This is a genomic window from Ruegeria sp. L12 (assembly GCF_056531745.1).
The window spans coordinates 126,759-148,736 of record NZ_JBQFMH010000010.1; the positions used below are offsets into that span (position 1 = coordinate 126,759).

Sequence of the window (21,978 nt, forward strand, 5' to 3'; positions counted from 1 at the left end):
ATAAATACATCTGTCCCGTCGCCGGAATTCGGCGGCCCCGAGGTCTTGGGGCAGGTTTCCGTTGTCGGGGAACTTGCGGCCTATATAGTCGCGGCAAGGCAAGAAGGGAAGAGGCGAATGCGCTGGGTTATTTTGTGGGTGTTCAGCGCGATGGCCGCGATGGCCGAGGGCGAGAAGGCCGGAGCGTTCGACTATTATGTTTTGTCGCTCAGCTGGTCGCCCAACTGGTGCGCGCGCGAAGGGGATGCGCGTGGCTCGGATCAATGCGATGCGCGCCATGACCACGGGTGGATATTGCACGGTCTCTGGCCGCAATTCCATCAGGGCTGGCCGACGTTCTGCCGCACGCCCGAGGCGCCGCCGTCCCGCCGCATGACCCGGGAAATGGAGGATATTCAGGGCTCATCCGGCCTGGCCTGGCACCAATGGAAGAAGCATGGCACATGCTCGGGCCTGTCTGCGCCGGACTATTTCGCCCTGTCGCGGCAAGCTTTTGGGACGGTCACCCGCCCCGAGGTCTTCCGAAAACTGGATGCCCCGATCAAATTGCCTGCCGCGGTGATTGAAGAGGCGTTCCTGAAGGCTAATCCCGCGCTTGAGCCTGATATGATCACAATCACCTGCAAGCAGGGCTATATAGAAGAGGTCCGCCTGTGCCTGTCCCGCGATCTTGACCCCGTGCCCTGCGGCCGCGATGTGATCCGCGACTGCACCGCGAAGGACGCGCTGTTCGATCCGATTCGTTAGAGCTTTTTGTTCTGACAATCGCGCGCGTATTCCAGCGCTTTGGCAGTGCCTTTCAGGTCAATCGCCATGACGGTCTGACCTTCGGGGTTGTAGACGGTCATCGTCTTGTTCTGGGCAATCGCGGCGACGAAGCTGCGGTCGGTGAAGAACACCGTCGCCCCCGGCACACGATCCTGTTTGAACCCGATGGCAGTTGCGTCAAAGCTCTTGCCGTCCAACTCGAACCGGATCGGATAGCTCTGCCCCGGCTCAATATCGCCCCAGGCCTTGTTGTAGACGGTGAAATACCCGCGATTGTCCAGCGCGTCATAGCCCAGCCGCACCACCGAAAGGTCCTGATACACCGTCTGGATCAGGCATCCGTTTCCGAGCGCGGGGTCCATCATGATGTTCCAGCCTTCGACAAAGCCCTTGTCGATGAGCTCTTGGGCGAAGGTGGCGGTGGCCGTGAAGGCAGCGAGGGTGAGGGCGAGGAGGCGGGTCATGACAGTTTCCAAACACAATGGGCATTAAGTCCTGCTAAACTGTTAGCCTTTTAGAAAACCAAAGTCAGTGCTTTGTTGCCGAATTTACATCAGCAGCGATATGAAACGGCTTCTACAGACTTCGATTGTTTTCAAGCGGTCGTACCTTTGCATAATTGGCAGGTGATGTTCATCAAAAGCACTCCTGAGGTTGAAAAAATGTTTAAGTTCGGACTTTTCGGCAAAAATACAGACGCAAAGGCTGAAACGGCCGATCAGCAGATTGTCATTGCGCAGTTGAACGCACGCGTTCAGCCTATGGATCGTGGGGATTACTTTGAGGACCCATTGGACGAGGTGCTTCAAAGTGAAGGCCTGGGGGAGGTTACCGGTGGCGGTACTCAGTTAGCCGGAGATCCAGACGGCATCGCGTATTGTGATCTTGAGATCGCAATAAATGATGAAACCGATGCAACCATTCTGAAGATCACGAGCACCCTCGAGGAATTGGGGGCCCCAAAGGGATCGGTTTTGAAATTCTCCTCTGACAGAGCTGACGTCCCTTTCGGTCAGGCTGAGGGGATGGGCATTTTTCTTAACGGAACGGAATTGCCGGATGACGTTTACGCAAATTCTGACGTAAACGAAACTATTGGACATCTTGAGAAGTTGTTGGAGGGTTTTGGCAATTTTCGGGGCTACTGGGAAGGAAGCAGCGAAACGGCTCTATATTTTTACGGAGGTGACTTCGAATTGATGAAGAAGGCGGTCGCCCAATTTCTCGAAGAAGACCCCCTTTGTGCAAAATCGCGTATCGTACAAATTGCTTAGGCCGCGCGTGAAAGAGCTACAGCTCTTTCCGCGCCCGCAGCGCTGCCGTAATCGTCCCATCATCCAGATAATCCAGCTCACCCCCAATCGGCACGCCCTGCGCCAGTGAGGTCAGGCGCACCTGATCCTCAAATTGATCGGCGATGTAATGCGCGGTTGTCTGGCCGTCGACGGTGGCGTTCAGAGCAAGGATGATCTCGGTAATCCCTTCGGCCATGACCCGGTCCTTGAGGCGGGGGATGCGTAGCTCGTCCGGGCCGACTCCGTCCAGTGCAGACAATGTGCCGCCCAGCACGTGATAGCGGCCTTTGAACACGCCTGCGCGCTCCATCGCCCAGAGGTCCGCCACGTCTTCGACCACACAGAGCTCTCCCGTCGCGCGGGCCTCGCTGTCGCAGATGTCGCAGATATCGGTGGTGCCCACATTGCCGCAGTTCAGGCATTCGCGGGCGGTGGCGGCGACCTGCTGCATGGCGTCGGAAAGCGGCGTCAGCAGCAGGGCGCGTTTGCGGATCAGGTGCAGTACCGCGCGGCGGGCTGAACGGGGGCCGAGGCCGGGCAGTTTGGCCATCAGATCGATCAGATTGTCGATGTCGCTGTTGGAACTCACGGCCTGTCCTGTCTGGCACCGGAGGGAGCCTCCGGCGGGAGTATTTTTGAAAAGATGAAGATCAGAACGGCAGTTTGATATCTGCCGGCAGGCCCATGCTTTCGGTCAGTTTCGCCATTTCGGCCTGCGACCGTTCGGTGGCCTTGGTCTGCGCGTCTTTGATCGCCGCCAGGATCAGATCTTCGACAACTTCCTTGTCGTCGCCGTTGAAGATCGAGGGATCGATATCGAGACCTTTGAGCTCACCTTTGGCCGTCGCGGTGGCTTTGACCAGACCCGCGCCGGATTCGCCGACAACCATCAGGTTGTTCAGATCTTCCTGCATCTCGGTCATCTTGGTCTGCAGGTCCTGTGCGGATTTCATCATCTTGGCCATGTCGCCCAGACCGCCAAGCCCACCTAGTCCTTTGAGCATCGAAGTTCTCCTGTGAATACGTTTGATGTCTAAATACGGGGGCCATCGGTGCGACACAAGGGGCGAGGCGGCTCCTGCCGGGCCCAAGGCCGCTCAGGCGTATCGGCGCAGCCGATGGCCGTGGCGGGCGCGGGAGGATTTGCGCTATCGGGGCTGGGCTGTATCAGTCTTCCTCAAACGGGTCCCATTCGTCTTCGACCTCTGGCAGGGCTTCAGTTTCGACCTTGGCGGCGCGTTCTTCCGGGGTTTCGATCCGGGTGATTTTTGCCTTGGGAAACTGGGCCAGAACGGCCTGCACCAGCGGATGGGTCTCGGCCTCGGCCTTCAGCGCCAGGGCGGCGGCGTCGCGGGTCTCGCCGATTGTTGGCGCTGTCCCCTCGGACACGATTGTCACCGCCCAACGGTTTCCGGTCCAGCGCTGCAGGGATGATCCGAGCCGGGCGGCAAGGTCAGCCGGGGCCTGTTCCGTCGGAGTGAACTCGATCCGGCCCGGCTGGTACGAGGCCAGCCGCACGCCATTTTCCACTTCGACCAGAAGCTTGACGTCGCGGTTGGAGCGGATCAGTTCGACCACGTGATCGAAACTGGGATAGTGGGCCAGAGCGGTCGCCACATCCTGCGCCAGCGCCGCTGATGGTGCCCCGGTCGGGCCTCGGGTGGTGGCATAGGTTGTTTGCGTGGCGACAGGGGCGGATGCACCGCCTTGCGTGGCTATCGGCAGGCCGCCACCCGGTCCGTTGGTCGGCGGGGGGACGGGCGCATCCTGCAGCCGTTTGATCAACTCTTCCGGGCTGGGTAGATCGGCCACATGGGTCAGGCGGATCACCGCCATTTCGGCCGCCATCATCGCGTTGGGCGCGGCGGCAATCTCCTCCAGCGCCTTGAGCAGCATCTGCCACATGCGGGTCAGAACACGCATCGGCAAGGCCTCGGCCATTTGCTGGCCACGGGCGCGTTCGTCGGGCGATACCGTCGGATCTTCGGCGGCATCCGGGGTGATCTTGACCACCGAGACCCAATGGGTGATCTCGGCCAGATCGCGCAACACCGCCAGCGGGTCGGCGCCTTCGGCATATTGGGCGCTCAGCTCTGTCAGTGCTCCGGCTGCATCGCCGCGCAGGATCATGTCGATCAGGTCGAGAACCCTGCCGCGATCCGCCAGACCCAGCATCGCGCGCACCTGATCGGCGCTGGTCTCGCCTGCCCCGTGGCTGATTGCCTGATCTAGCAGCGAGGTCGCATCACGGGCCGAGCCCTCGGCGGCGCGGGTGATCAGCGCCAACGCGTCCTCGGCGATCTGCGCGCTTTCGGCATCGGCAATCTTGCGCAGCAGGCCGATCATGACTTCGGGCTCGATCCGGCGTAGATCGAAGCGCTGACAGCGGGACAGGACGGTGACCGGGACCTTGCGGATCTCGGTGGTGGCAAAGATGAACTTCACGTGCTCGGGCGGTTCCTCAAGCGTCTTGAGCAGCGCGTTGAAAGCGCTGGTCGAGAGCATGTGGACCTCGTCGATGATGTAGATCTTATAGCGCGCGCTGGCGGCGCGATAGCGAACGCTGTCGATGATCTCGCGGATGTCATTGACGCCGGTGCGGCTGGCGGCGTCCATCTCCATCACATCGACATGGCGGCCTTCCATGATGGCGACGCAATGTTCACACTGGCCGCAGGGTTCCGTGGTGGGTTTGCCTTCGCCATCGGGGCCGATGCAGTTCATGCCCTTGGCGATGATCCGGGCGGTGGTGGTTTTGCCGGTGCCGCGGATGCCGGTCATGATGAAGGCCTGCGCGATCCGGTCCGCCTCGAACGCATTTTTCAGCGTGCGGACCATGGCGTCCTGACCGACCAGATCGGCAAAGGTTTCCGGGCGGTATTTGCGGGCAAGCACCTGATAGGCGGGGCTGGGCGTGTCGGTCATGTCTGCTTTCGCGGATTCGAGTTCTGCCGCAGCGTAGAGGCCGCCGCTGCCCGCGTCCACCGCCCGCCCGGATGATTTTCATTTTGGAAAGCGACCCGATGCGGCTTACACTGGTCGGACAGATTTCAAAGACCAGTTTTTATAGGTTTGTTTGATGGGGGGTTTTATGTCGCAACTGGTGATATACGCCTTGCAGGTTGGCGGGGGCACGCTGGCCCTGACGTCGATGCCGGGGCGCGGAGGGGATTATGACGGCGATCTGGACCTGATCGCGGGCTGGAAGCCGGGTCTGGTCCTGTCGATGACCACCGAAGTTGAGATGCTGCAGGATGGCGCGCGCAATTTCGGGACCGACATACAGGCCCGGGCGAGCCGCTGGGTCCATCTTCCGATCGAGGATTTCGGCGCCCCGCCCGAAGCTGTCGAGGAGCGTTGGCCGCAGGTCAGCGCGGCCGCCCGGCAGGCCCTGTCCGGCGGAGGCCGGGTTCTGGTGCATTGCCGAGGCGGTTGCGGCCGCTCGGGTATGGTTGTGCTGCGTCTGATGGTCGAATGCGGCGAGCGTCCCGAAACAGCGCTGGAGCGTCTGCGGGCGCTGCGCCCCTGCGCGGTCGAAACCGACGGACAGATGGCCTGGGCCGCTACGCCGGCCCGGGTCCCGTTGCAACGTTAGATCAGGCGCAGGCCATATGCTGCGGCTCGACCTGAGGGCGCGGGGCCAGCACCGACGCTTCAAGCATGGCGCAGGGCGGGTTCGCCAGCAGCCCTGCGGGTAGGGTGGCGAATGAGGTGCCGAACATCATGTCCGCATAACCGTCCAGCATCTCGGTCTCGATCCCGGGAACGGTTCCGCAGAACACGCGCACCTGATCAGGGCAGGCGCGAAAACGGGCGGTGCAGCCTTCCGCGCAATGGGTCAGTTCGCTGCTGCCTTCCACCTGAAACTCGGGTGTGGTCACTGGCCGCGCGGTCGAGACGGCCTGCGTCAGCGCCCGCGCCATACGCGCCAGAGCCGGGCAGGGTTTGCTGGTCCGTTGGCACACGGTCGCTGCGAATTCATGTGTGTCGGTCTTCCAGATCATAGATGCGCCCTCCGCGCGCAGGGCGAGGGCGTGAAACAGGTAGGACGGCGCTGTGACGTCAGGACCTGCCCGGACACCCCGCCCGAGATTCAGTTTCGGTTCCGATGGCAGGTCTCCTGACTTGCGGGTCGTCGCTTTGCCGACCTTCCCAGCCATATGGCCAGTGGTCTTCCGGCATTGCTCACCGCTTACAGTTGCGGGGGCAGTCGCGGATTTGGTTCGTTCCGGCAGCTTCCGGGCAGAACCGCACCGTGTTCCCTTTTCATCCCGGCCCCGGATAAGGGCGCGAGAACCATCACGCCATCGCTAGCGGTTCGCCGCATTCCGAGTCAATCGGATTGAAAGTCGCAGGCTGACCTTTGGTCCAGCCACGTCAACCTTGACTTGGTATCGATCAAATGAACTGATCAGTTCAGGTGATGCGCGACGCCAAGAGGTTCACATGCTGGACACGCAACAGACCATCATGACAGAGGATTTCCGGTTTGCCGCCGGACCCGCGATGCTGTCCGCCCGTCTGTACCTGCCCGCGTCTCAGCCGGAAACGGTGGTGGTGATCAACGGCGCCACCGGCGTGCCCCGCGATTATTACCAGCATTTCGCGCGCTGGCTGGTGGCGGAACGCGGCATGGCCTGCCTGACATATGACTACCGGGATTTCGGCCATTCACTGACCGGGGCGCAAAAGGCGTCGACAGTGACGATGGCGGACTGGGCGCTGGTCGACATCCCCGCCGCGCGGGCCGAGATGCGGCGGCGTTTTCCGGGTGCTCAACTGTGGAGCATTGGCCACTCGCTCGGATCTATGCTGGGGCCGGTGCAATCGGATATCGAGCAGATCGACCGGATGATCTGTGTCTGTTCGGGCCTGGTGACGCTCGGGGATCATCCGTGGCCCTATCGCGCGCTGGCGGCGTTGTTCTGGTATGGCCATGCGCCATTGATGGTCCGGGCGCTGGGATATCTGCCGGGCAAGGCGGTCGGTTTTGGCGAAGACCTGCCCGCGTCGGTCTATTGGCAGTGGCGCAAATGGTGCACCGCGCCCGAAAGCTATCTGCCTGAGATCGGAGAGACGCTGCCACAGGCGCGCTGGGCCACTGCAGGCGGACGCGTCGATCTGTTTGCCTTTGCGGATGACCAGATGGTGCCGCCCGAAGCCGTATGGCGGCTTGCCGATCTCTATGGACCGAAGGCCCGTCGTCACCTGTTGTTGCCCCAGGAGTTCGGGTTGCCGATGGTCGGGCATATCGGTGCTTTTGCCCGACGCAACGCGGCTGTCTGGCCCCGCCTGATCGACTGACCAGACCGGACCAGTTGTATCACAGCCCCTTGCGGGACTTTTTCTGCTGCATGACGCCGCGTACCATTTTCCCGAACGCTCTGTCCCGCGCGCGGGACTGGGCGATGGTTTCCGAGTTGCGCTGATCCTCGCGTCGCAACTTGCGCCATCGTTCCAGCCGCGATGGATCAAGCGCACCGCTCTGGATCGCGGCCTGAACTGCGCAGCCGGGTTCGGCGTCGTGCTGGCAGTCCGAGAACCGGCAGCTTGCGCTGAACTCGATGAGGTCCGAGAAAACCTCATACACCCCGTCCTGCGCATCCAGCAAACGCAAAGCGCGCATGCCCGGTGTGTCGATCCGCCAGCCACCGTTGCGCATCTGGTGCAAGGCGCGTGCCGTCGTGGTGTGACGCCCCCGCGCATCATCCTCGCGAATGCCTGCCGTGGCTTGATCCTGCCCGGTCATGGCATTGGCCAGCGTGGTCTTGCCAACACCGGACGACCCGACCAATGCGCCGGTCTGCCCTTTTGGGCACCACGCAAGAACCTGTTCGATCTGCGTTGGGTCCAGCGCATTGATCGCCAGCACCGTCAGAAACGGATCGATGGCCTGCGCTTGTTGCACAAAGGATTCTGGCGCGTCAGAGGTATCGGCCTTGGTCAGGACAACCACCGGATAGCATCTGGCCTGATGCGCCAATGCCAGATAGCGTTCCAACCGGGGCAGGCTGAAATCGGCATTGCACGAACTGACGATGAACAACACATCGACATTCGCAGCGATCAGTTGTGCCGAGGCACCGGTGCCCGCCGCCCGGCGTTGCAGCAGGCTGCGCCGGTCCAGCAGGCGCCGCACGCGACTGTCGCTGTCCGCAAGAATCCAATCGCCGACCGCATAATCGCCGGTCGGGTGGTCGGGGCTGTGTAACGGGATTTCGCCCTTCGGGCCAAGCCCGATCAGCCGGTCGCGGTGAACGGCGCTGATGCGAAACGGGGTGTATGTGGGTTCGGCCGCGTGTTGTGCGGCAAAGTGAGAGGACCATCCAAAGTCCGATAGGGAAAGAGTCATTGGTCTGCCTGTGGTCAGAAACAGAGTGTCCGACGGATGGCAATCGCGCATCCGTTGGTCATGTGTTCAGGCAGTCAGAAAATCGCGCTGGATCAGAACCGGGCTGCCCGAAGGGTCTTTGCAACAATCATAAAGCCCTCCTGCGGCTGATAGGTTGGTTCAAGTGAGAGGCTGGACATCGACCCAAGCGGGACTCGTTGTGGCTGCTTCCTTCCGGACCTGACCAGGTTGGCGAGGCGCTCACCCGCGCCAACCTCTCGACCCTTCATATAGGCGCGTCGGATGATATTGGCAACCCGTCAGAGGGTTAGTTGAATGGGCAGAAACCCATCGCAATCCAAGGGCAGAGCCTGCGGATCGTATTCGGCCAGCTCATGCAGATAGGCTTGCGCGGCGGGGCCGGTGGTCAGAATGACCTCCGCTCCGTTCATCGGGGTCAGAGAGAACGCGCGTGGAGCCTGTTCCAGCGGGTCCCGGGGCAGTTTGCCCGCCAGATAATCGCGCAGCACATGGTGAATGAGCCGCGCGGGCAAAGCGATAGGGCAAACCTGCGCGGCGATTGGGAAGTGACCCCCGCCATTGGCACGGTAATTGTTGGTCGCGACGATAAATTCCTGCTCGGGCGTCACCAGCCGTCCGTTGACCTTCAGGGATCGAATGCGCGAATGCGCTGAATCCTTCAGACGTCCGGCTGCATCGAACCGGGCCGGTTGTGACAGGTCGATCTGATAGGTCGCCCCATGCAGACTGTCGAAATTGAATCCTGCGCGCCTTGGGTTGATCAGATGCGCAGGCCGATGGGGTGAAAGCTGATTGAACACACCAGCGGACATCTCGAGCCAATCGTGCAGCTGCGCGCCCGTTACCCGCACTGCCCGCAACTCATTGGGGAAGACATGCAAATCGGCCACGTGGCGGATTGAAACATCGCCCGCAGGAACATGGGTGTAATAACGAGGACCGGCGCGGCCTCCGAATTTGGCGGGGGCCGTGGCTGCGAGGATGGTCAACCCCTCCCACTCGGTACCGGCAATGTGGGATCGCACCGCAGCGGCCTGAGCCGCCGCCAGCAACGCCAGTCCTCGATCGGGGGCACAGAATGAAAAATAGCTGTGCAGCGTAACGGGCACTGACCCCACGGGTGCAGAGACTCGTTTGCGCGTTTCCTCATGACCCTTGGCAAACAGCTGTTTGATCTTGGGGTCTTCAGTGACAGGCCCGTTCGCCGTTTTGATCGGGGTTGCCTTGGCCCGGCTGTCGATGACGCGCCAGCGCTGCCCGGCGTCTTGTTCCAGCGTCAAATCGATCACGCCCAGATGCGAGCCACCCCAGCCCTGCATCACCACCGGTTTGCCATGCACCAGCCCTTGTTCATGGTCGACATCAGGCATGTCTTCATGTGCCGTGCCGGGCAGAACCAGATGCGTGTGCCCAGCAACAATCACATCAACATTATCCAGCGCGGCCAGCGGGATGACCGCGTTTTCCATCCCGGCTTCGGCCTCCGCCTGATCCAGCCCCGAATGCGCCAACGCCAGGACAAGGTCGCAGCCCTGTTGGCGAAGAAATGCCGCGGTCTGCTCTGCCGCGGTCAGAATGTCGGTGACCTTTGCCTTGCCCTGCAACATATGTGCCTCCCACTGCATCGTCTGGGGTGGCAAGACCGATAGGATGCCGATGCGAATCGGAACCTGTTTCCCGTTTGCCAAAACCATCCGCTGCAGGGTCGCATGAGGCACCCAGCCCTGAGGCCCTTGCGTTGTACGCAGGTTGCTGCACACCACGGGACAGGTGGTTTGTGCGGCGATCCGGTTCACCAGATCCAGTCCGAACCCGAAATCATGATTGCCCAACCCGACCGCATCATAGCCCAAAGCGTTGAACGCTTGTGATAACGGGTGCGCATCCATGGTGACCTCTGCGGCCCATTCGCCAAACGGCGTACCCTGCAGCGCATCACCATTGTCGAACAGCAATACCAAAGCACTGTCGCGCTGGGCCTGATCGCGGGCCCTACGGATCAGGCTGGCGGTCCGGGTCAGGCCCCTGTCGGCATCCGGGGTGTCGGCGTAATAATCAAATGACATCAAGTGCATATGCAGGTCGGATGTCGCCAGTATCCGGACTTTTGCTTTGGAAGGGCGCACCCACGCCCGGCGCGCCAAACTATCGTGTTTCAAAATTTCAACTTCAGACGGTCAACGTAACAGATTTTTCACCTTGCGGTGGACTTAGTGCAAATTCCGGGGCATTGCTGCGGTCTTTCGGCGGCATGGCAAAAATATTTTGTTTGCTCAAAATCCGTTGCACCCATGGCACAGAAATGGCAGCCCTTGGCCCGGCAGGCGAGGACAACAGGCATGAAACGCGCAGAACAGGTCACTTTTGGCGGCTCGGGCATGGACCGGGCGGGATTGTTGCGGGGCGATCCCGAGAAGCTGGCGCAGGCCTTTGCCGACCCACGGGCGCGTTGCCTGTTGCTGTGGCGCGGTAAAATTCTGGTGCAGGGTGAAGCGCTGGACAAACTGGCGCTGATCGCGATGGATCATGGAATTTTGCAGAATGGCCCGGGTGGTGTGATTGAAAAGCCGATCCTTCTGGGTCTGTCAGACAACGCCACGCCGCTGTTTGCCATGGATATTTCGGGCTGGGCAGCCGAAGGTCTGGATCAGTCTGATATCGGGGCCTTCGTGGACCGCAGCGAACAACAACACCCGGACTTGCCCGAGGGCCACGTGTTTGCCGAACTGCGCCGGATCATGACCCGGCTCAGCCCGCGCGACGCCGAGCTTGCGGCAACGGCCAAGGCGGTGATCGGCTGGCACGAAACGCATCGCTTCTGTGCCCGGTGCGGCGCGGCCAGTGAAATTTCTCAGGGCGGTTGGCAGCGCAGTTGCCCCACGTGCGGAGGTCAGCATTTCCCGCGTACGGATCCGGTGGTGATCATGCTGATCACCCATGGCAACTCGGTGCTGATGGGCCGTTCACCCGGTTGGCCCGAGGGGATGTACTCGTTGCTGGCCGGTTTTGTCGAACCGGGCGAGACGCTCGAGGCGGCGGTGCGCCGCGAGGTGATGGAAGAGGCAGGCGTTCCCGTGGGCGAAGTCAGTTATCTAGCCAGCCAGCCCTGGCCGTTCCCGGCCTCGCTGATGTTTGGCTGCGCGGGCAAGGCCCTGTCGTCCGAGATACAGATCGACCCGGTTGAGATTGAAGATGCCATCTGGGTCAGCCGGAGCGAGATGATGCAGGCCTTTGCGGGCGATCACCCCAAGTTGCTGCCGGCCCGCAAAGGTGCGATTGCGCATTTTTTGTTGCAACACTGGCTTGCGGATACGCTGGACTAACGAGACACTGGCGGCGACTCGCGGCAGAAAAGAACCAAGATGCAGTTTTCAGCGCAGGAAGATATCGAAGTTCCCGTCGAGATGGTGTTCGCCATGATCACCGATTTCGAGCGTTTCGAACGCATGGCCCTGCGCCGCGGGGTCGAGGTGCGGCGCGTATCCGGGTCGGGGGCGCCGCAGGCGGGCACAGCGTGGGAGACCGAGCTTAAGATTCGGGGCAAACCGCGCCAGATATCGGTGGTATTGACCGAATGCGAAGCATCTTCTCTGATGCGATTTCAGGCCAGCAGCAAGGGCATGAACGGGGACTCCGTGATCGAACTGCTGGCGCTGTCCCAACGCCGCACCCGTTTAAGCGTCGAGACCTCTCTCAAGGCAAAGACGCTGCCTGCGCGATTGCTGTTGCAGTCGCTGAAACTGGGCCAATCCCGTTTCCGCCGCCAGTTCCAGACCCGCCTCAGCGACTTCGCACGAGAGATCGAAGAACGACACCTGCACGGGGTATAGGTGACTGCGCCCTTACCCGCGTGGTTGCGCTGCCGGATAAACGCCCAGCAGTTCGACATTGGTCGTGAAATGTTCCAACTCGTCCATCGCAAGCTGTACGTTCCGGTCGTCGGGGTGACCGACGATATCGGCATAGAACTGCGTTGCAGTGAACGAGCCGTCGACCATATAGCTTTCCAGCTTGGTCATGTTGACGCCGTTGGTGGCAAATCCGCCCATCGCCTTGTAGAGCGCGGCGGGAATGTTGCGGACCTGGAACATGAAGCTGGTGATCATGCCATGGTCACCCCGGCGCGACATATCCGTCTCGCGCGACATCACCAGAAACCGTGTGGTGTTGTCGCCGTGATCTTCGATATGGCGGGCCAGAACGTTCAGCCCGTAAATCTCGCCCGCCAGTTCACTGGCCAGCGCGGCCGAATGAATTTCGCCCGCCTCGGCCACCTCGCGCGCGGCGCGGGCGTTATCGGGGCTGACGCGGCCCCGGATGTTGTGTTGTTTCAGAAACCCGGCGCATTGGGGCAGCAGAACCAGATGCGAATGCGCCTCGGTGATGTCGCCGAGCGTTGCCCCCGGGACCCCAAGCAGATTGATATGCACCCGCACAAAGGCCTCATCGATAATGTGCAATCCGCTGTGCGGCAGCAGACGATGGATATCCGCAACCCGGCCATAGGTGGTGTTTTCAACCGGCAGCATGGCCAGATCGGCCTCGCCCGAGCGCACTGATTCGATCACATCCTCGAAAGTCCGGCAGGGCAGGGCGTCCATATCCGGGCGCGCGTTGCGGCAGGCTTCGTGGCTGTAGGCGCCGGGTTCTCCCTGAAATGCAATACGATTGGTCATTTGGTCGTTTCCGTGCAACAAGTTCTTGAATTGGGCGTTTAGTCGCGGTGTCTATACCTTGCCTCTTCTCAGGGGAAGCCTTAGACACCCCGCAGACAGCTGAAATGGACTCGCGATCAAAATGTTCGACACGATGACAGTTACCAAGGCCGCAGCCGGCCTGTTTGGCACCTTTCTTGTGCTTCTTCTGGCAAAATGGGGGGCGGATGTCCTCTATAGCTCTGACAGCCATTCTGCCGAGGCTTCCTATATTATCGAAACCGAAAGCTCGGGTGAAAGCGCTGACGGTGAAGAGGTTGTGTTCGAAGATATGCTGGCCGCAGCCGATCCGGAAAAAGGCGCCAAAGTGTTCCGCAAGTGCACCGCTTGCCACAAGCTGGAAGATGGCGCGAACAGCACTGGTCCGTATCTTTATGGTATCGTGGACCGCCCTGTGGCTTCGGCCAGCGGCTTCACCGGCTATTCCCCCGCGATGCAGGCCCATGGCGGCAACTGGACGCCCGAAGCGCTGGATGCCTTCCTGACCAAGCCCAGCAGCTATATCTCGGGCACTTCGATGAGCTTTGCCGGCCTGAAAAAGCCGCAGGACCGTGCCGATGTGATTGCCTATCTGCAGACAATCGGCAACTGATCGGCTGATCAGAATTGCAGGTTTCAAAGCCGCTGCCCTGTGCAGCGGCTTTATTTTTTGTCTGAGAAGAACTTCACAAAGCGTTCACGCATTCTAAACTTGCAACAGTAAGCATTGGTCAATTAGCTGGCCTGCACGACATTGAAGACGATAAATGACCCAGAGGAAGAGCACCATGAAATCCCTTCTGACCGCATTGCGCCCGCCCGAGTTTCAGTCCTGGGCAGCGGCGTTGGGGATTTCGGCGGCAATCCTGGTATCTGGCGGCAATGCGGCTTTGGCCGCCGAAGAAGGCGTCACACGCAGCCATGGCTATTCCTATTTCGGCAATCTGGATTATCCGGCCGATTACCCGCATCTTAACTATGTGAACCCCGATGCACCAAAGGGCGGGGAGTTGTCGTTGGCCGGGTCGGGAACGTTCGATTCGCTGAACCCATACTCGCGAAAAGGTCGGCCGGGGGCGTTGACCACCCTGCAATATGACTCGCTGATCGAGTCGACCGCAGACAGTGTTGGCCAGTATTACGGTGTTCTGGCGGAAAGCATGGAATATGATGAGGGCCGCAATTACGTGATCTTTCACATGCGCCCAGAGGCGAAATTCTGGGATGGTACGCCCGTAACCGCCGAGGATGTTGTGTTCAGTCACCGGCTGTTCATTGAACAGGGTCTTCCGTCTTATGCGCAAGCGGTCGGTCGCATGGTAACCGGGGCCGAGGCGCTGGATGATCATACCGTCAAATTCACCTTCAGCCCGGATGTGACGCGGCGTGGCCTGATCGAGACTGTCGGGTCGACAACGGTGTTTTCCAAGGCATGGTTTGAGGCGGATGAAAGCCGCCGTCTGGATGAACCCCGGCTTGAGGTTGCAGTCGGGTCCGGCCCCTACAAGCTGGACAGCTACGATATCAACCGCCGCATCGTCTACAAGCGGCGGGATGATTATTGGGGCAAGGACCTGCCCTTCAACCGAGGTCGAAATAACTATGACACCATCCGGGTGGAGTATTTCGCCGACCAGACCGCCGCCTTCGAAGGGTTCAAGGCAGGCGAATACACCATGCGGATCGAAAACGACCCCAAGCTCTGGGCCTCGGGCTATGATTTCCCGAAGTTGAGCGAAGGATCGGTTGTGCGGGATGAAATCGCGGATGGCAGCCCGCCGACTCCGTCGGGGTTCGTGTTCAATCTGGGTAAGCCGCAATTTGCCGACAAGAATGTGCGCAAGGCAATTGCGCTGGCGTTCAACTTCGAATGGGCCAATGAATCTCTGATGTTTGGTCTGAACACTCCGCGCAGTTCATTTGTGCAGGGTACGCATATTGAAGCTCAGGAAGCGCCAGAGGGTCAGGAGCGTGCGTTTCTGGAAGCCCTGGGCGATGTTGTTCCCGCCGAGGTCATGACCGAACCCGCTCTGCTGGTTCACGAATCCAACCCGGCCCGTCTGAATGACCGCCGCAATCTGCGCAAAGCCTCGAAACTGCTGGATGAGGCTGGCTGGCCCGTGGGTGACGGCAATCTGCGCCGCAACGCCGAAGGCCAGACGCTCAAGGTCAACATCCCGTATGCGTCCAGCATTCCGACATCGACCGCAACGATGATCGAGACTTTTGTGCAGAACCTGCAATCCATCGGCGTGGATGCCTCGGCGGAAAAGGTGGACCCATCTCAGTTTACCCTGCGTCGGCGCGAGCGCGATTACGACATGGTGTATTCGACCCGCTACGGTTCTTTCCTGTCCACGGGTGGCGGGCTTAGTCAGATGTATGGTTCGAAAGAGGCAGCGTTCAGCCTGTTCAACCCGGCTGGTCTTGCCAGCCCGCTGGTAGATGCGGTGATCGAGGCATCATTTGATACCACAAATCAGGCCGAACAGGATGCGGCCCTTATGGCGCTGGACCGTGTGCTGCGCTATGAGTTCTTCATCATCCCTGATGGGTACGTCGCGGATTATTGGACAGCTTACTACGACATGTATGAATACCCGGAAAATCTGCCTCCGTTCAATTTGGGCCATCTCGACCTGTGGTGGGTCAACCCCGAGAAAGAGGCGGCGCTGAAGGCGAAAGGCGCGCTGCGGTAACATGGGCGCCTATATTCTAAGACGCCTGTTGCTGGTCATTCCGACCCTGCTGGGCATCATGATCGTCAATTTCACGCTGGTGCAGTTCGTGCCCGGTGGGCCGATCGAGCAGATCATCGCGCAGATCGAAGGTCAGGGCGACGTCTTTGCAGGCTTTGCCGGTGGCGGCGATGCTGGTGCAGGGGCCGAGCCTGCAGGCGGAGGTTTTGACGACAAATATGTCGGTGCCCGAGGCCTGCCGCCCGAGTTCATCGCCGAGCTTGAGAAGGAATTCGGCTTCGACAAACCGCCGCTCGAACGCTTTCTCGGCATGATGGGCAATTACCTGACACTGGATTTCGGCGAGAGCTATTTTCGCTCGATCAGCGTGATCGATCTTGTGGTGGAAAAGATGCCGGTTTCGATTTCGCTGGGTTTGTGGTCGACGCTGATCGCCTATCTGGTCTCGATCCCGCTGGGTATTCGCAAGGCGATCAGGGACGGGTCGACCTTCGATACATGGACCAGCGGAACCATCATCGTGGCCTATGCCATCCCCGGTTTTCTGTTCGCCATTCTGCTGCTGGTGCTGTTCGCCGGTGGCTCGTACTGGCAGATATTCCCGCTGCGCGGGCTGACCTCGGATAACTGGGACAGCCTCAGCCTGTTCGGCAAGATCACCGATTATTTCTGGCATATAGCGTTGCCGATCATCGCGCTGACAATCTCGGCCTTTGCGACATTGACACTGCTGACCAAGAACTCGTTTCTGGATGAGATCAAAAAGCAATACGTCATGACCGCCCGCGCCAAGGGCCTGAGCGAGGGCAAGGTTCTCTATGGCCATGTCTTCCGCAACGCGATGCTGATCGTGATCGCGGGCTTTCCGGCGGTGTTCATCGGTGTGTTCTTTGGCGGCTCGATCATTATCGAAACCATCTTCTCGCTGGACGGCCTGGGCCGATTGGGGTTCGAGGCCGCCGTGGCGCGCGACTATCCGGTCATTTTCGGCACGCTGTTCATTTTTGGTCTGATGGGGCTGGTCGTCGGCATCATCAGCGACCTGATGTATGTGCTGGTCGACCCACGCATCGATTTCGAAAAGCGGGAGGGGTAGATGGCACTTTCCCCCCTCAACCAGCGCCGCTGGCGCAATTTCCGCCGCAACGGGCGGGCCTTCTGGTCGCTGATCATCTTCTCGATCCTGTTTGGCCTGTCGCTGTTTGCCGAGTTCATCGCCAACGACAAACCGATCCTGCTGAAATACCGTGGCGAATTCTACACGCCGGTCTTCAACTTCTATGCCGAGACCGAATTCGGCGGCGATTTCCAGACCGAGGCGATCTATCGCGACCCCGAGGTTATGTGCCTGATCGACAGCGGGGGTCTGGAACAGTGTTTTGACGACCCTGAAGGGATAATTGACGAGATCAGGGCCGGCACATTCGAGGCCGAAGGCTTTGAACGCGGCTGGGCCATCTGGCCCCTGATCCCCTATTCCTTCAACACCAGCGTGGATCGTCCGGGCGCGGCACCGCTGCCGCCCAATGGCCAGAACCTGCTGGGCACGGATGACACCAAGCGCGATGTACTGGCCCGCGTGATCTATGGCTTCCGCCTGTCGATCCTGTTCACCTTGCTGGTGACCGGAGTGGCCAGTCTGATCGGGATTTTCGCCGGGGCCATTCAGGGCTTTTTCGGGGGCTGGCTGGACCTGATCTTCCAGCGCATCATCGAGATATGGTCGGCGACGCCGTCGCTATACGTCATCATCATCATGTTTGCGATTCTCGGGCGAAGTTTCTGGCTATTGGTGATTCTGATGATCCTGTTCAGTTGGACCGGGTTGGTGGGCGTTGTGCGCGCCGAATTCCTGCGGGCGCGCAATCTGGAATATGTCCGCGCCGCCCGCGCGCTAGGCGTGGGCAACATGACCATCATGTTCCGCCACATGCTGCCCAACGCGATGGTGGCCACGCTGACCTTCATGCCCTTCATCGTCACCGGCACCATCGGCGGTCTCGCTTCGCTGGACTTTCTGGGCTTTGGTCTACCTTCGTCGGCCCCATCTTTGGGCGAGCTGACCCTGCAGGCGAAACAGAATCTGCAGGCCCCGTGGCTGGCCTTCACCGCCTTCTTCACCTTTGCCATCATGCTGTCGCTTCTGGTCTTCATCTTCGAAGGCGTGCGCGATGCGTTTGATCCTAGAAAGACCTTCTCATGAGCCTGCTGGATGTGAACAACCTCAAGGTCTCGTTCCGGCAGGATGGGCAGGTTTCGGCGGCGGTAAAAGGCGTTTCCTTCACCGTTGATCGGGGAGAAACGGTGGCGCTGGTGGGTGAATCCGGGTCAGGAAAATCCGTCACCGCGCTCAGCACCGTGTCGCTGCTGGGGGACAGCGCGATTGTCGAGGGCTCGGTCACATATGACGGGCAAGAGATGATCGGCGCGTCCGAAGACAGGCTGATGGATGTGCGTGGCAACGACATCAGCTTTATCTTTCAGGAGCCGATGACTTCGCTCAACCCGCTGCACACGATCCAGAAACAGATGGCGGAATCGCTGGCGTTGCATCAGGGGGTGTCGGGCAGCGACGCGCGGGACCGGATTGTGGAGCTGTTGACCAAGGTCGGTATCCGCGACCCGCAGGATCGTCTGGACAGCTATCCGCACCAACTGTCGGGCGGGCAGCGTCAACGTGTGATGATCGCAATGGCACTGGCCAACAAGCCGGATATCCTGATCGCGGACGAACCTACGACGGCGCTGGACGTGACCATTCAGGCGCAGATTCTGGAACTGCTGGCCGAGCTGCAGAAATCCGAGAATATGGGGATGCTGTTCATCACCCATGACCTTGGCATCGTGCGCCGCATCGCCGACCGGGTCTGTGTGATGAAAGACGGGGAAATTGTCGAAACCGGGGTAACCACCGAGATTTTCGACAATCCGCAGCACCCCTATACGCAAAAATTGCTGGCCGCAGAGCCCTCGGGCCACCCTGATCCGGTTGCGATGAACGCCGAAGAGGTGGCTCGCACCGATCACCTCAAGGTCTGGTTCCCGATCCAGCGCGGATTTCTGAAGCGGACCGTCGGCCATGTGAAGGCAGTCAACGACGCGACGCTCAGCGTCCGCGCCGGGGAAACGTTGGGGATTGTTGGTGAAAGCGGCTCGGGCAAGACGACGCTTGCGCTGGCCATCATGCGGCTGATCGCGTCCGAAGGCGGGATCACTTTCCGCGATCAGGATGTGCGTCGCTGGTCAACGCGTGAACTGCGCCGATTGCGCAAGGATATGCAGATCGTGTTTCAGGACCCGTTCGGCAGCCTCAGCCCGCGGATGACCTGCATGCAGATCATCGCCGAGGGGTTGGCGATCCATAAGATCGACCCCCACCGCGCCCCGCGTGAACTGGTGGCCGAAGTGATGACCGAGGTCGGATTGGACCCCGCCGCGATGGATCGCTACCCGCACGAATTCTCGGGTGGTCAGCGCCAGCGTATCGCCATCGCGCGCGCCATGGTATTGCGGCCCAAGCTGCTGGTTCTGGACGAGCCGACAAGTGCGCTGGACATGACCGTGCAGGTGCAGATTGTCGATCTGCTGCGCGACCTGCAGCGGAAATACGGGTTGGCCTATCTTTTCATCAGCCACGACCTGAAGGTCGTGCGCGCGATGTCCCACAACGTGATTGTCATGCGCAACGGCGATGTGGTCGAAATGGGTGCCGCCGAAGACTTGTTCGAGAACGCCCAAACCGATTACACCCGTGAACTGATTGCGGCGGCGGGGTAGCGTGAAAGAGCAAGGAAATGACTATGTGGGAAAGGCATTCTTCGTTGGCGTCTCTTGCATGATTGCCTTCATGAGCGAAGAATTCTGGGTGTCCTTAAAAGCTCAAGTTGGTCTCTGTATCGCTATCTTTTTGGTGTTGTTTGCGAAACCCCTTTGGGATTGGCTCAAAACAAAGCTTTAGATATGCAAAGATGGAGGCGAAGACACTGCTAGCGCCTTCGATCCTCCCAAACTCCTTCTGCAATTCACGATTTTGCTTAGGCGTTGGCCTTCTCACGGTCGGCTGACTTCGGAACGGGGCCGCGCAGTTCTTCATAATGGTCGAATTGCAGTTTGACCCAACCGGTGCCGCGGGTGGCGCTGGCGAGCGTCCGGTGCAGTTCGTCCTGAGCCACCGCGGGAAGTTGGGCGTTGAAAATCTCCCAGCCCGACGCGTTGGGGTTGCCCTCAAAACCCAGCACCTGACCCTGTAGCGAGCTGATCGTCGGCACCAGATCGCCGACAAAGGTTGACGGCAGATGAATCTCGGCGTTCAGGATCGGTTGCAGGACGACCGGTTTCGCCTCGGGCAGCGCCTCGCGCACGGCGTTCTTACCGGCGGTGCGGAAGGCATAATCGGAACTGTCGACGTTATGGTGTTTACCATCGCTGAGGGTCACCTTGACGTCCACGACAGGGAAGCCTTCAGGCCCTTCGACCAGTGCGTCCTTGGCGCCATGTTCCACCGAAGGGATATAGTTGCGAGGCACCGCACCACCTTTGACCACCTCTTCGAACTGGAAGCCTGAGCCGCGCGGCAGCGGAGCGATGGATATCACCACATCGGCAAACTGCCCCGCACCGCCGGATTGCTTGCGGTGGCGATGGCGATGATCGACCTTGGTGCGGATGGTTTCGCGATAGGCGGTTCCGGCGGCCTCGGCCTCGATCTCGATACCGAAATCTTCGGCCAGCTTGGCGCTAACGCGCCGCATATGCTGCGGACCTTGCGAGCCCAGAATGGAATGACCGCTCAACTCGTCCTGTTCCAGATGCAGGCCGGGATCGATCTCGACCAGACGGGACAGCGCGTTTGACAATCGCACATCATCGCGCTCATGCGCAGGCGAGACGACCTGTCGATGCGCGGCGGGATGTGAAGAGGCCCATTCCGGCAGCGGCGTTGCCGCCGCGCTGTCATAGATGAAACCGGGATTGAGATGGTCGGATTTCACGGCCAGACCGATCTGTCCGGCTTCGAGCGCACCGATCTGGGTCTTGGCGTCCAGCGTGGTCAGGTTCCCGACGGTTTCGCCGCCCAGAGCTTCGTGTGCTTTCACCCCGTCGCCCAGACCGCGCAACACGGTGATCTTGCCGATATGCTTTTTCACATCGGCAAAGCCCGCGATGGCACGTGCGTTTTCTTCGGCCTCATCCCGGTCCGCCGCGATGTTGAATTCCGGCGCCTCATGCCGCAGCGCTTTCATCAGCCGGGTCAGACCATTTCCATGGCTGGCCGCGCCCAGACAGGCGGGGATCAACTGGTGGTTCTGCAAGACCTGCGCAGCCAGCTCATAGACCTCTTCGCTGGGGGGCTGTTTGTCTTCGATCAGTTGCTCCAGAAGGTTATCGTCGAAATCCGATAGGGTCTCCAGCAGTTCGGTGCGCGCTTCCTGTTCGCGGTCTTCCACCGATTGCGGCAACTCGATCAGGGCTGAGGGCTGGCCTTCCTGATACTTCCAGGCACGTTCCGAGATCAGATCGACGGCACCGATGATACTTTCGCCGTCGCGGATCGGCACCTGACGCAGGGCGATGTGATGGGTGCAATAGGTCTGCAGCGCGGCAACAATGTCGCGGATGCGGCCATTGGGGCTGTCTATGCGGTTGATAAACAGGAAACAGGGAATGCCTGCCTCTTCAACCAACCTCAGATACGGGGCGCATAGCACGGCGGCGTCCGGGTCGGGCGGTACCACGACCACGGCCGCGTCCGAGATGGCCATGGCCGGGCCGACATAGGCCAATGAATCGCCGCCGCCGTCCACGTCCACCGCACACCATGGCTCGTCCAAGTAAGAAAAACCGTGCAGATGCACGGTTCCGGCAATATCGAATGTGGTGGGCCGCCCGTCGAGGCGGCTGATCGCTTCGACCAAGGTGGATTTGCCCGATTGGCTGGGGCCGAGGACGGTGAAAACGCGCATGGGTGCTGTCCCTCTTTCAGTTGCAACTTGGCTGCACGAAAAGGGCTGTCCGACGCGAATGCGTCGGTACGGGTCTGTCTGGTACTCGGCCTGCCTCAGGCGGCGGAGAGATGCGGCTCTCCACCCTTCAAGTGTGGAGAAAACCAGAGGCGGGCGTCAAGCCCCTCATGCAGGTTCGAAAGGAAC

The 21,978-nt window shown here is 60.3% G+C and carries 20 protein-coding genes, 1 other RNA gene and 1 riboswitch; of the genes, 11 read left to right on the forward strand and 10 right to left on the reverse strand.

The annotated features are described in order from the left end of the window. Positions 1 to 117: 117 nt before the first annotated feature. Complete coding sequence (locus ACR0K9_RS16285) at positions 118 to 747, forward strand: ribonuclease T2 family protein (protein WP_480824750.1); 630 nt, start codon at positions 118 to 120, stop codon at positions 745 to 747. Here ACR0K9_RS16285 and ACR0K9_RS16290 read toward each other — a convergent pair. After that, on the reverse strand, positions 744 to 1,232 hold the full coding sequence (locus ACR0K9_RS16290; RefSeq protein WP_480824752.1) for a hypothetical protein: 489 nt from the start codon (positions 1,230 to 1,232) through the stop codon (positions 744 to 746). The genes ACR0K9_RS16285 and ACR0K9_RS16290 overlap by 4 nt on opposite strands. 72 nt (positions 1,233 to 1,304) lie before the next feature. Between ACR0K9_RS16290 and ACR0K9_RS16295 the strand changes: the two genes are divergently transcribed. Beyond that, entirely contained in the window at positions 1,305 to 2,042 is a 738-nt protein-coding gene (locus tag ACR0K9_RS16295) for a hypothetical protein (protein ID WP_480824754.1), read from the forward strand. Positions 2,043 to 2,058: 16 nt separating this feature from the next. On the opposite strand, the gene recR is transcribed toward ACR0K9_RS16295, so the two are convergent. The 3 genes from recR to ACR0K9_RS16310 form a co-directional block, all read right to left on the reverse strand. Further along, entirely contained in the window at positions 2,059 to 2,652 is a 594-nt protein-coding gene (gene recR / locus ACR0K9_RS16300) for a recombination mediator RecR (RefSeq protein ID WP_480824755.1), read from the reverse strand. Between the two features lie 61 nt (positions 2,653 to 2,713). Continuing rightward, on the reverse strand, positions 2,714 to 3,067 hold the full coding sequence (locus tag ACR0K9_RS16305; RefSeq protein ID WP_480534234.1) for a YbaB/EbfC family nucleoid-associated protein: 354 nt from the start codon (positions 3,065 to 3,067) through the stop codon (positions 2,714 to 2,716). Between the two features lie 163 nt (positions 3,068 to 3,230). Then, positions 3,231 to 4,988 carry a DNA polymerase III subunit gamma/tau gene (locus ACR0K9_RS16310; protein WP_480824757.1) on the reverse strand — a complete coding sequence of 586 codons (1,758 nt, stop codon included), beginning with the start codon at positions 4,986 to 4,988 and terminating at the stop codon, positions 3,231 to 3,233. Positions 4,989 to 5,154: 166 nt separating this feature from the next. Here ACR0K9_RS16310 and ACR0K9_RS16315 point away from each other — a divergent pair, with 166 nt between their 5' ends. Continuing rightward, positions 5,155 to 5,658, forward strand: coding sequence for a protein-tyrosine phosphatase family protein (locus ACR0K9_RS16315; RefSeq protein WP_480534230.1), 504 nt, complete (start codon positions 5,155 to 5,157; stop codon positions 5,656 to 5,658). Position 5,659: 1 nt separating this feature from the next. Here ACR0K9_RS16315 and ACR0K9_RS16320 read toward each other — a convergent pair whose 3' ends face one another. Then, positions 5,660 to 6,067, reverse strand: coding sequence for a hypothetical protein (locus ACR0K9_RS16320; RefSeq protein ID WP_480824759.1), 408 nt, complete (start codon positions 6,065 to 6,067; stop codon positions 5,660 to 5,662). A gap of 89 nt (positions 6,068 to 6,156) precedes the next feature. After that, a riboswitch (cobalamin riboswitch) is annotated at positions 6,157 to 6,379 on the reverse strand. Between the two features lie 130 nt (positions 6,380 to 6,509). Between ACR0K9_RS16320 and ACR0K9_RS16325 the strand changes: the two genes are divergently transcribed. After that, the gene (locus tag ACR0K9_RS16325) at positions 6,510 to 7,367 is read left to right on the forward strand and encodes an alpha/beta hydrolase family protein (protein WP_480824761.1); all 858 of its coding nucleotides are present in this window, start codon (positions 6,510 to 6,512) and stop codon (positions 7,365 to 7,367) included. A gap of 19 nt (positions 7,368 to 7,386) precedes the next feature. Here the strand turns inward: ACR0K9_RS16325 and rsgA are convergent, their stop codons facing one another. The 3 genes from rsgA to ACR0K9_RS16340 all read right to left on the reverse strand — a co-directional run bounded on the left by rsgA (position 7,387) and on the right by ACR0K9_RS16340 (position 10,562). Continuing rightward, positions 7,387 to 8,415, reverse strand: coding sequence for a ribosome small subunit-dependent GTPase A (gene rsgA / locus ACR0K9_RS16330; RefSeq protein ID WP_480824763.1), 1,029 nt, complete (start codon positions 8,413 to 8,415; stop codon positions 7,387 to 7,389). A gap of 161 nt (positions 8,416 to 8,576) precedes the next feature. Continuing rightward, an RNA gene (ffs, locus tag ACR0K9_RS16335) (signal recognition particle sRNA small type) lies at positions 8,577 to 8,675 on the reverse strand. Positions 8,676 to 8,714: 39 nt separating this feature from the next. Next, positions 8,715 to 10,562, reverse strand: a complete 1,848-nt coding sequence (locus ACR0K9_RS16340) for a bifunctional 2',3'-cyclic-nucleotide 2'-phosphodiesterase/3'-nucleotidase (RefSeq protein WP_480824814.1) — start codon at positions 10,560 to 10,562, stop codon at positions 8,715 to 8,717. 213 nt (positions 10,563 to 10,775) lie between these two features. Between ACR0K9_RS16340 and nudC the strand changes: the two genes are divergently transcribed. Together nudC and ACR0K9_RS16350 are read left to right on the forward strand one after the other, a co-directional pair. Then, positions 10,776 to 11,759, forward strand: a complete 984-nt coding sequence (gene nudC, locus ACR0K9_RS16345) for an NAD(+) diphosphatase (RefSeq protein WP_480824765.1) — start codon at positions 10,776 to 10,778, stop codon at positions 11,757 to 11,759. A gap of 39 nt (positions 11,760 to 11,798) precedes the next feature. After that, positions 11,799 to 12,266 (forward strand): SRPBCC family protein, encoded by a 468-nt coding sequence (locus ACR0K9_RS16350; protein ID WP_480824767.1) that lies wholly within the window; start codon positions 11,799 to 11,801, stop codon positions 12,264 to 12,266. Positions 12,267 to 12,278: 12 nt separating this feature from the next. Here the strand turns inward: ACR0K9_RS16350 and ACR0K9_RS16355 are convergent, their stop codons facing one another. Further along, positions 12,279 to 13,112: a prephenate dehydratase gene (locus tag ACR0K9_RS16355; protein WP_480534216.1), complete on the reverse strand. Its 834-nt coding sequence runs from the start codon at positions 13,110 to 13,112 to the stop codon at positions 12,279 to 12,281. A gap of 121 nt (positions 13,113 to 13,233) precedes the next feature. Here ACR0K9_RS16355 and ACR0K9_RS16360 point away from each other — a divergent pair, with 121 nt between their 5' ends. The 5 genes from ACR0K9_RS16360 (at position 13,234) to ACR0K9_RS16380 (ending at position 19,606) form a co-directional block, all read left to right on the forward strand. Then, positions 13,234 to 13,743, forward strand: a complete 510-nt coding sequence (locus ACR0K9_RS16360) for a c-type cytochrome (protein ID WP_480824769.1) — start codon at positions 13,234 to 13,236, stop codon at positions 13,741 to 13,743. A 175-nt stretch (positions 13,744 to 13,918) separates the two neighbouring features. Next, entirely contained in the window at positions 13,919 to 15,829 is a 1,911-nt protein-coding gene (locus tag ACR0K9_RS16365) for an extracellular solute-binding protein (protein WP_480824771.1), read from the forward strand. 1 nt (position 15,830) lies between these two features. Next, positions 15,831 to 16,925: a microcin C ABC transporter permease YejB gene (locus ACR0K9_RS16370; RefSeq protein WP_480824773.1), complete on the forward strand. Its 1,095-nt coding sequence runs from the start codon at positions 15,831 to 15,833 to the stop codon at positions 16,923 to 16,925. Beyond that, positions 16,926 to 18,032: an ABC transporter permease gene (locus tag ACR0K9_RS16375; RefSeq protein ID WP_480824775.1), complete on the forward strand. Its 1,107-nt coding sequence runs from the start codon at positions 16,926 to 16,928 to the stop codon at positions 18,030 to 18,032. Then, positions 18,029 to 19,606 carry an ABC transporter ATP-binding protein gene (locus tag ACR0K9_RS16380; RefSeq protein ID WP_480824776.1) on the forward strand — a complete coding sequence of 526 codons (1,578 nt, stop codon included), beginning with the start codon at positions 18,029 to 18,031 and terminating at the stop codon, positions 19,604 to 19,606. The genes ACR0K9_RS16375 and ACR0K9_RS16380 overlap by 4 nt, the downstream gene beginning before the upstream one ends. Positions 19,607 to 19,863: 257 nt before the next feature. Here ACR0K9_RS16380 and ACR0K9_RS16385 read toward each other — a convergent pair whose 3' ends face one another. Next, a complete protein-coding gene (locus ACR0K9_RS16385; protein WP_480824778.1) occupies positions 19,864 to 21,792 on the reverse strand; it encodes an elongation factor G in 1,929 nt (642 codons plus the stop codon). Positions 21,793 to 21,978: the final 186 nt, after the last annotated feature.

What these genes read in the sequence shown, in the direction of transcription:
- ACR0K9_RS16285 (WP_480824750.1), top strand. Translation starts at nt 118, where the DNA reads ATGCGCTGGGTTATTTTGTGGGTGTTCAGCGCGATGGCCGCGATGGCC.
- ACR0K9_RS16290 (WP_480824752.1), bottom strand. Translation starts at nt 1,232, where the DNA reads ATGACCCGCCTCCTCGCCCTCACCCTCGCTGCCTTCACGGCCACCGCC.
- ACR0K9_RS16305 (WP_480534234.1), bottom strand. Translation starts at nt 3,067, where the DNA reads ATGCTCAAAGGACTAGGTGGGCTTGGCGGTCTGGGCGACATGGCCAAG.
- ACR0K9_RS16310 (WP_480824757.1), bottom strand. Translation starts at nt 4,988, where the DNA reads ATGACCGACACGCCCAGCCCCGCCTATCAGGTGCTTGCCCGCAAATAC.
- ACR0K9_RS16315 (WP_480534230.1), top strand. Translation starts at nt 5,155, where the DNA reads ATGTCGCAACTGGTGATATACGCCTTGCAGGTTGGCGGGGGCACGCTG.
- ACR0K9_RS16320 (WP_480824759.1), bottom strand. Translation starts at nt 6,067, where the DNA reads ATGATCTGGAAGACCGACACACATGAATTCGCAGCGACCGTGTGCCAA.
- ACR0K9_RS16325 (WP_480824761.1), top strand. Translation starts at nt 6,510, where the DNA reads ATGCTGGACACGCAACAGACCATCATGACAGAGGATTTCCGGTTTGCC.
- rsgA (WP_480824763.1), bottom strand. Translation starts at nt 8,415, where the DNA reads ATGACTCTTTCCCTATCGGACTTTGGATGGTCCTCTCACTTTGCCGCA.
- nudC (WP_480824765.1), top strand. Translation starts at nt 10,776, where the DNA reads ATGAAACGCGCAGAACAGGTCACTTTTGGCGGCTCGGGCATGGACCGG.
- ACR0K9_RS16350 (WP_480824767.1), top strand. Translation starts at nt 11,799, where the DNA reads ATGCAGTTTTCAGCGCAGGAAGATATCGAAGTTCCCGTCGAGATGGTG.
- ACR0K9_RS16355 (WP_480534216.1), bottom strand. Translation starts at nt 13,112, where the DNA reads ATGACCAATCGTATTGCATTTCAGGGAGAACCCGGCGCCTACAGCCAC.
- ACR0K9_RS16360 (WP_480824769.1), top strand. Translation starts at nt 13,234, where the DNA reads ATGTTCGACACGATGACAGTTACCAAGGCCGCAGCCGGCCTGTTTGGC.
- ACR0K9_RS16365 (WP_480824771.1), top strand. Translation starts at nt 13,919, where the DNA reads ATGAAATCCCTTCTGACCGCATTGCGCCCGCCCGAGTTTCAGTCCTGG.
- ACR0K9_RS16370 (WP_480824773.1), top strand. Translation starts at nt 15,831, where the DNA reads ATGGGCGCCTATATTCTAAGACGCCTGTTGCTGGTCATTCCGACCCTG.
- ACR0K9_RS16375 (WP_480824775.1), top strand. Translation starts at nt 16,926, where the DNA reads ATGGCACTTTCCCCCCTCAACCAGCGCCGCTGGCGCAATTTCCGCCGC.
- ACR0K9_RS16380 (WP_480824776.1), top strand. Translation starts at nt 18,029, where the DNA reads ATGAGCCTGCTGGATGTGAACAACCTCAAGGTCTCGTTCCGGCAGGAT.
- ACR0K9_RS16385 (WP_480824778.1), bottom strand. Translation starts at nt 21,792, where the DNA reads ATGCGCGTTTTCACCGTCCTCGGCCCCAGCCAATCGGGCAAATCCACC.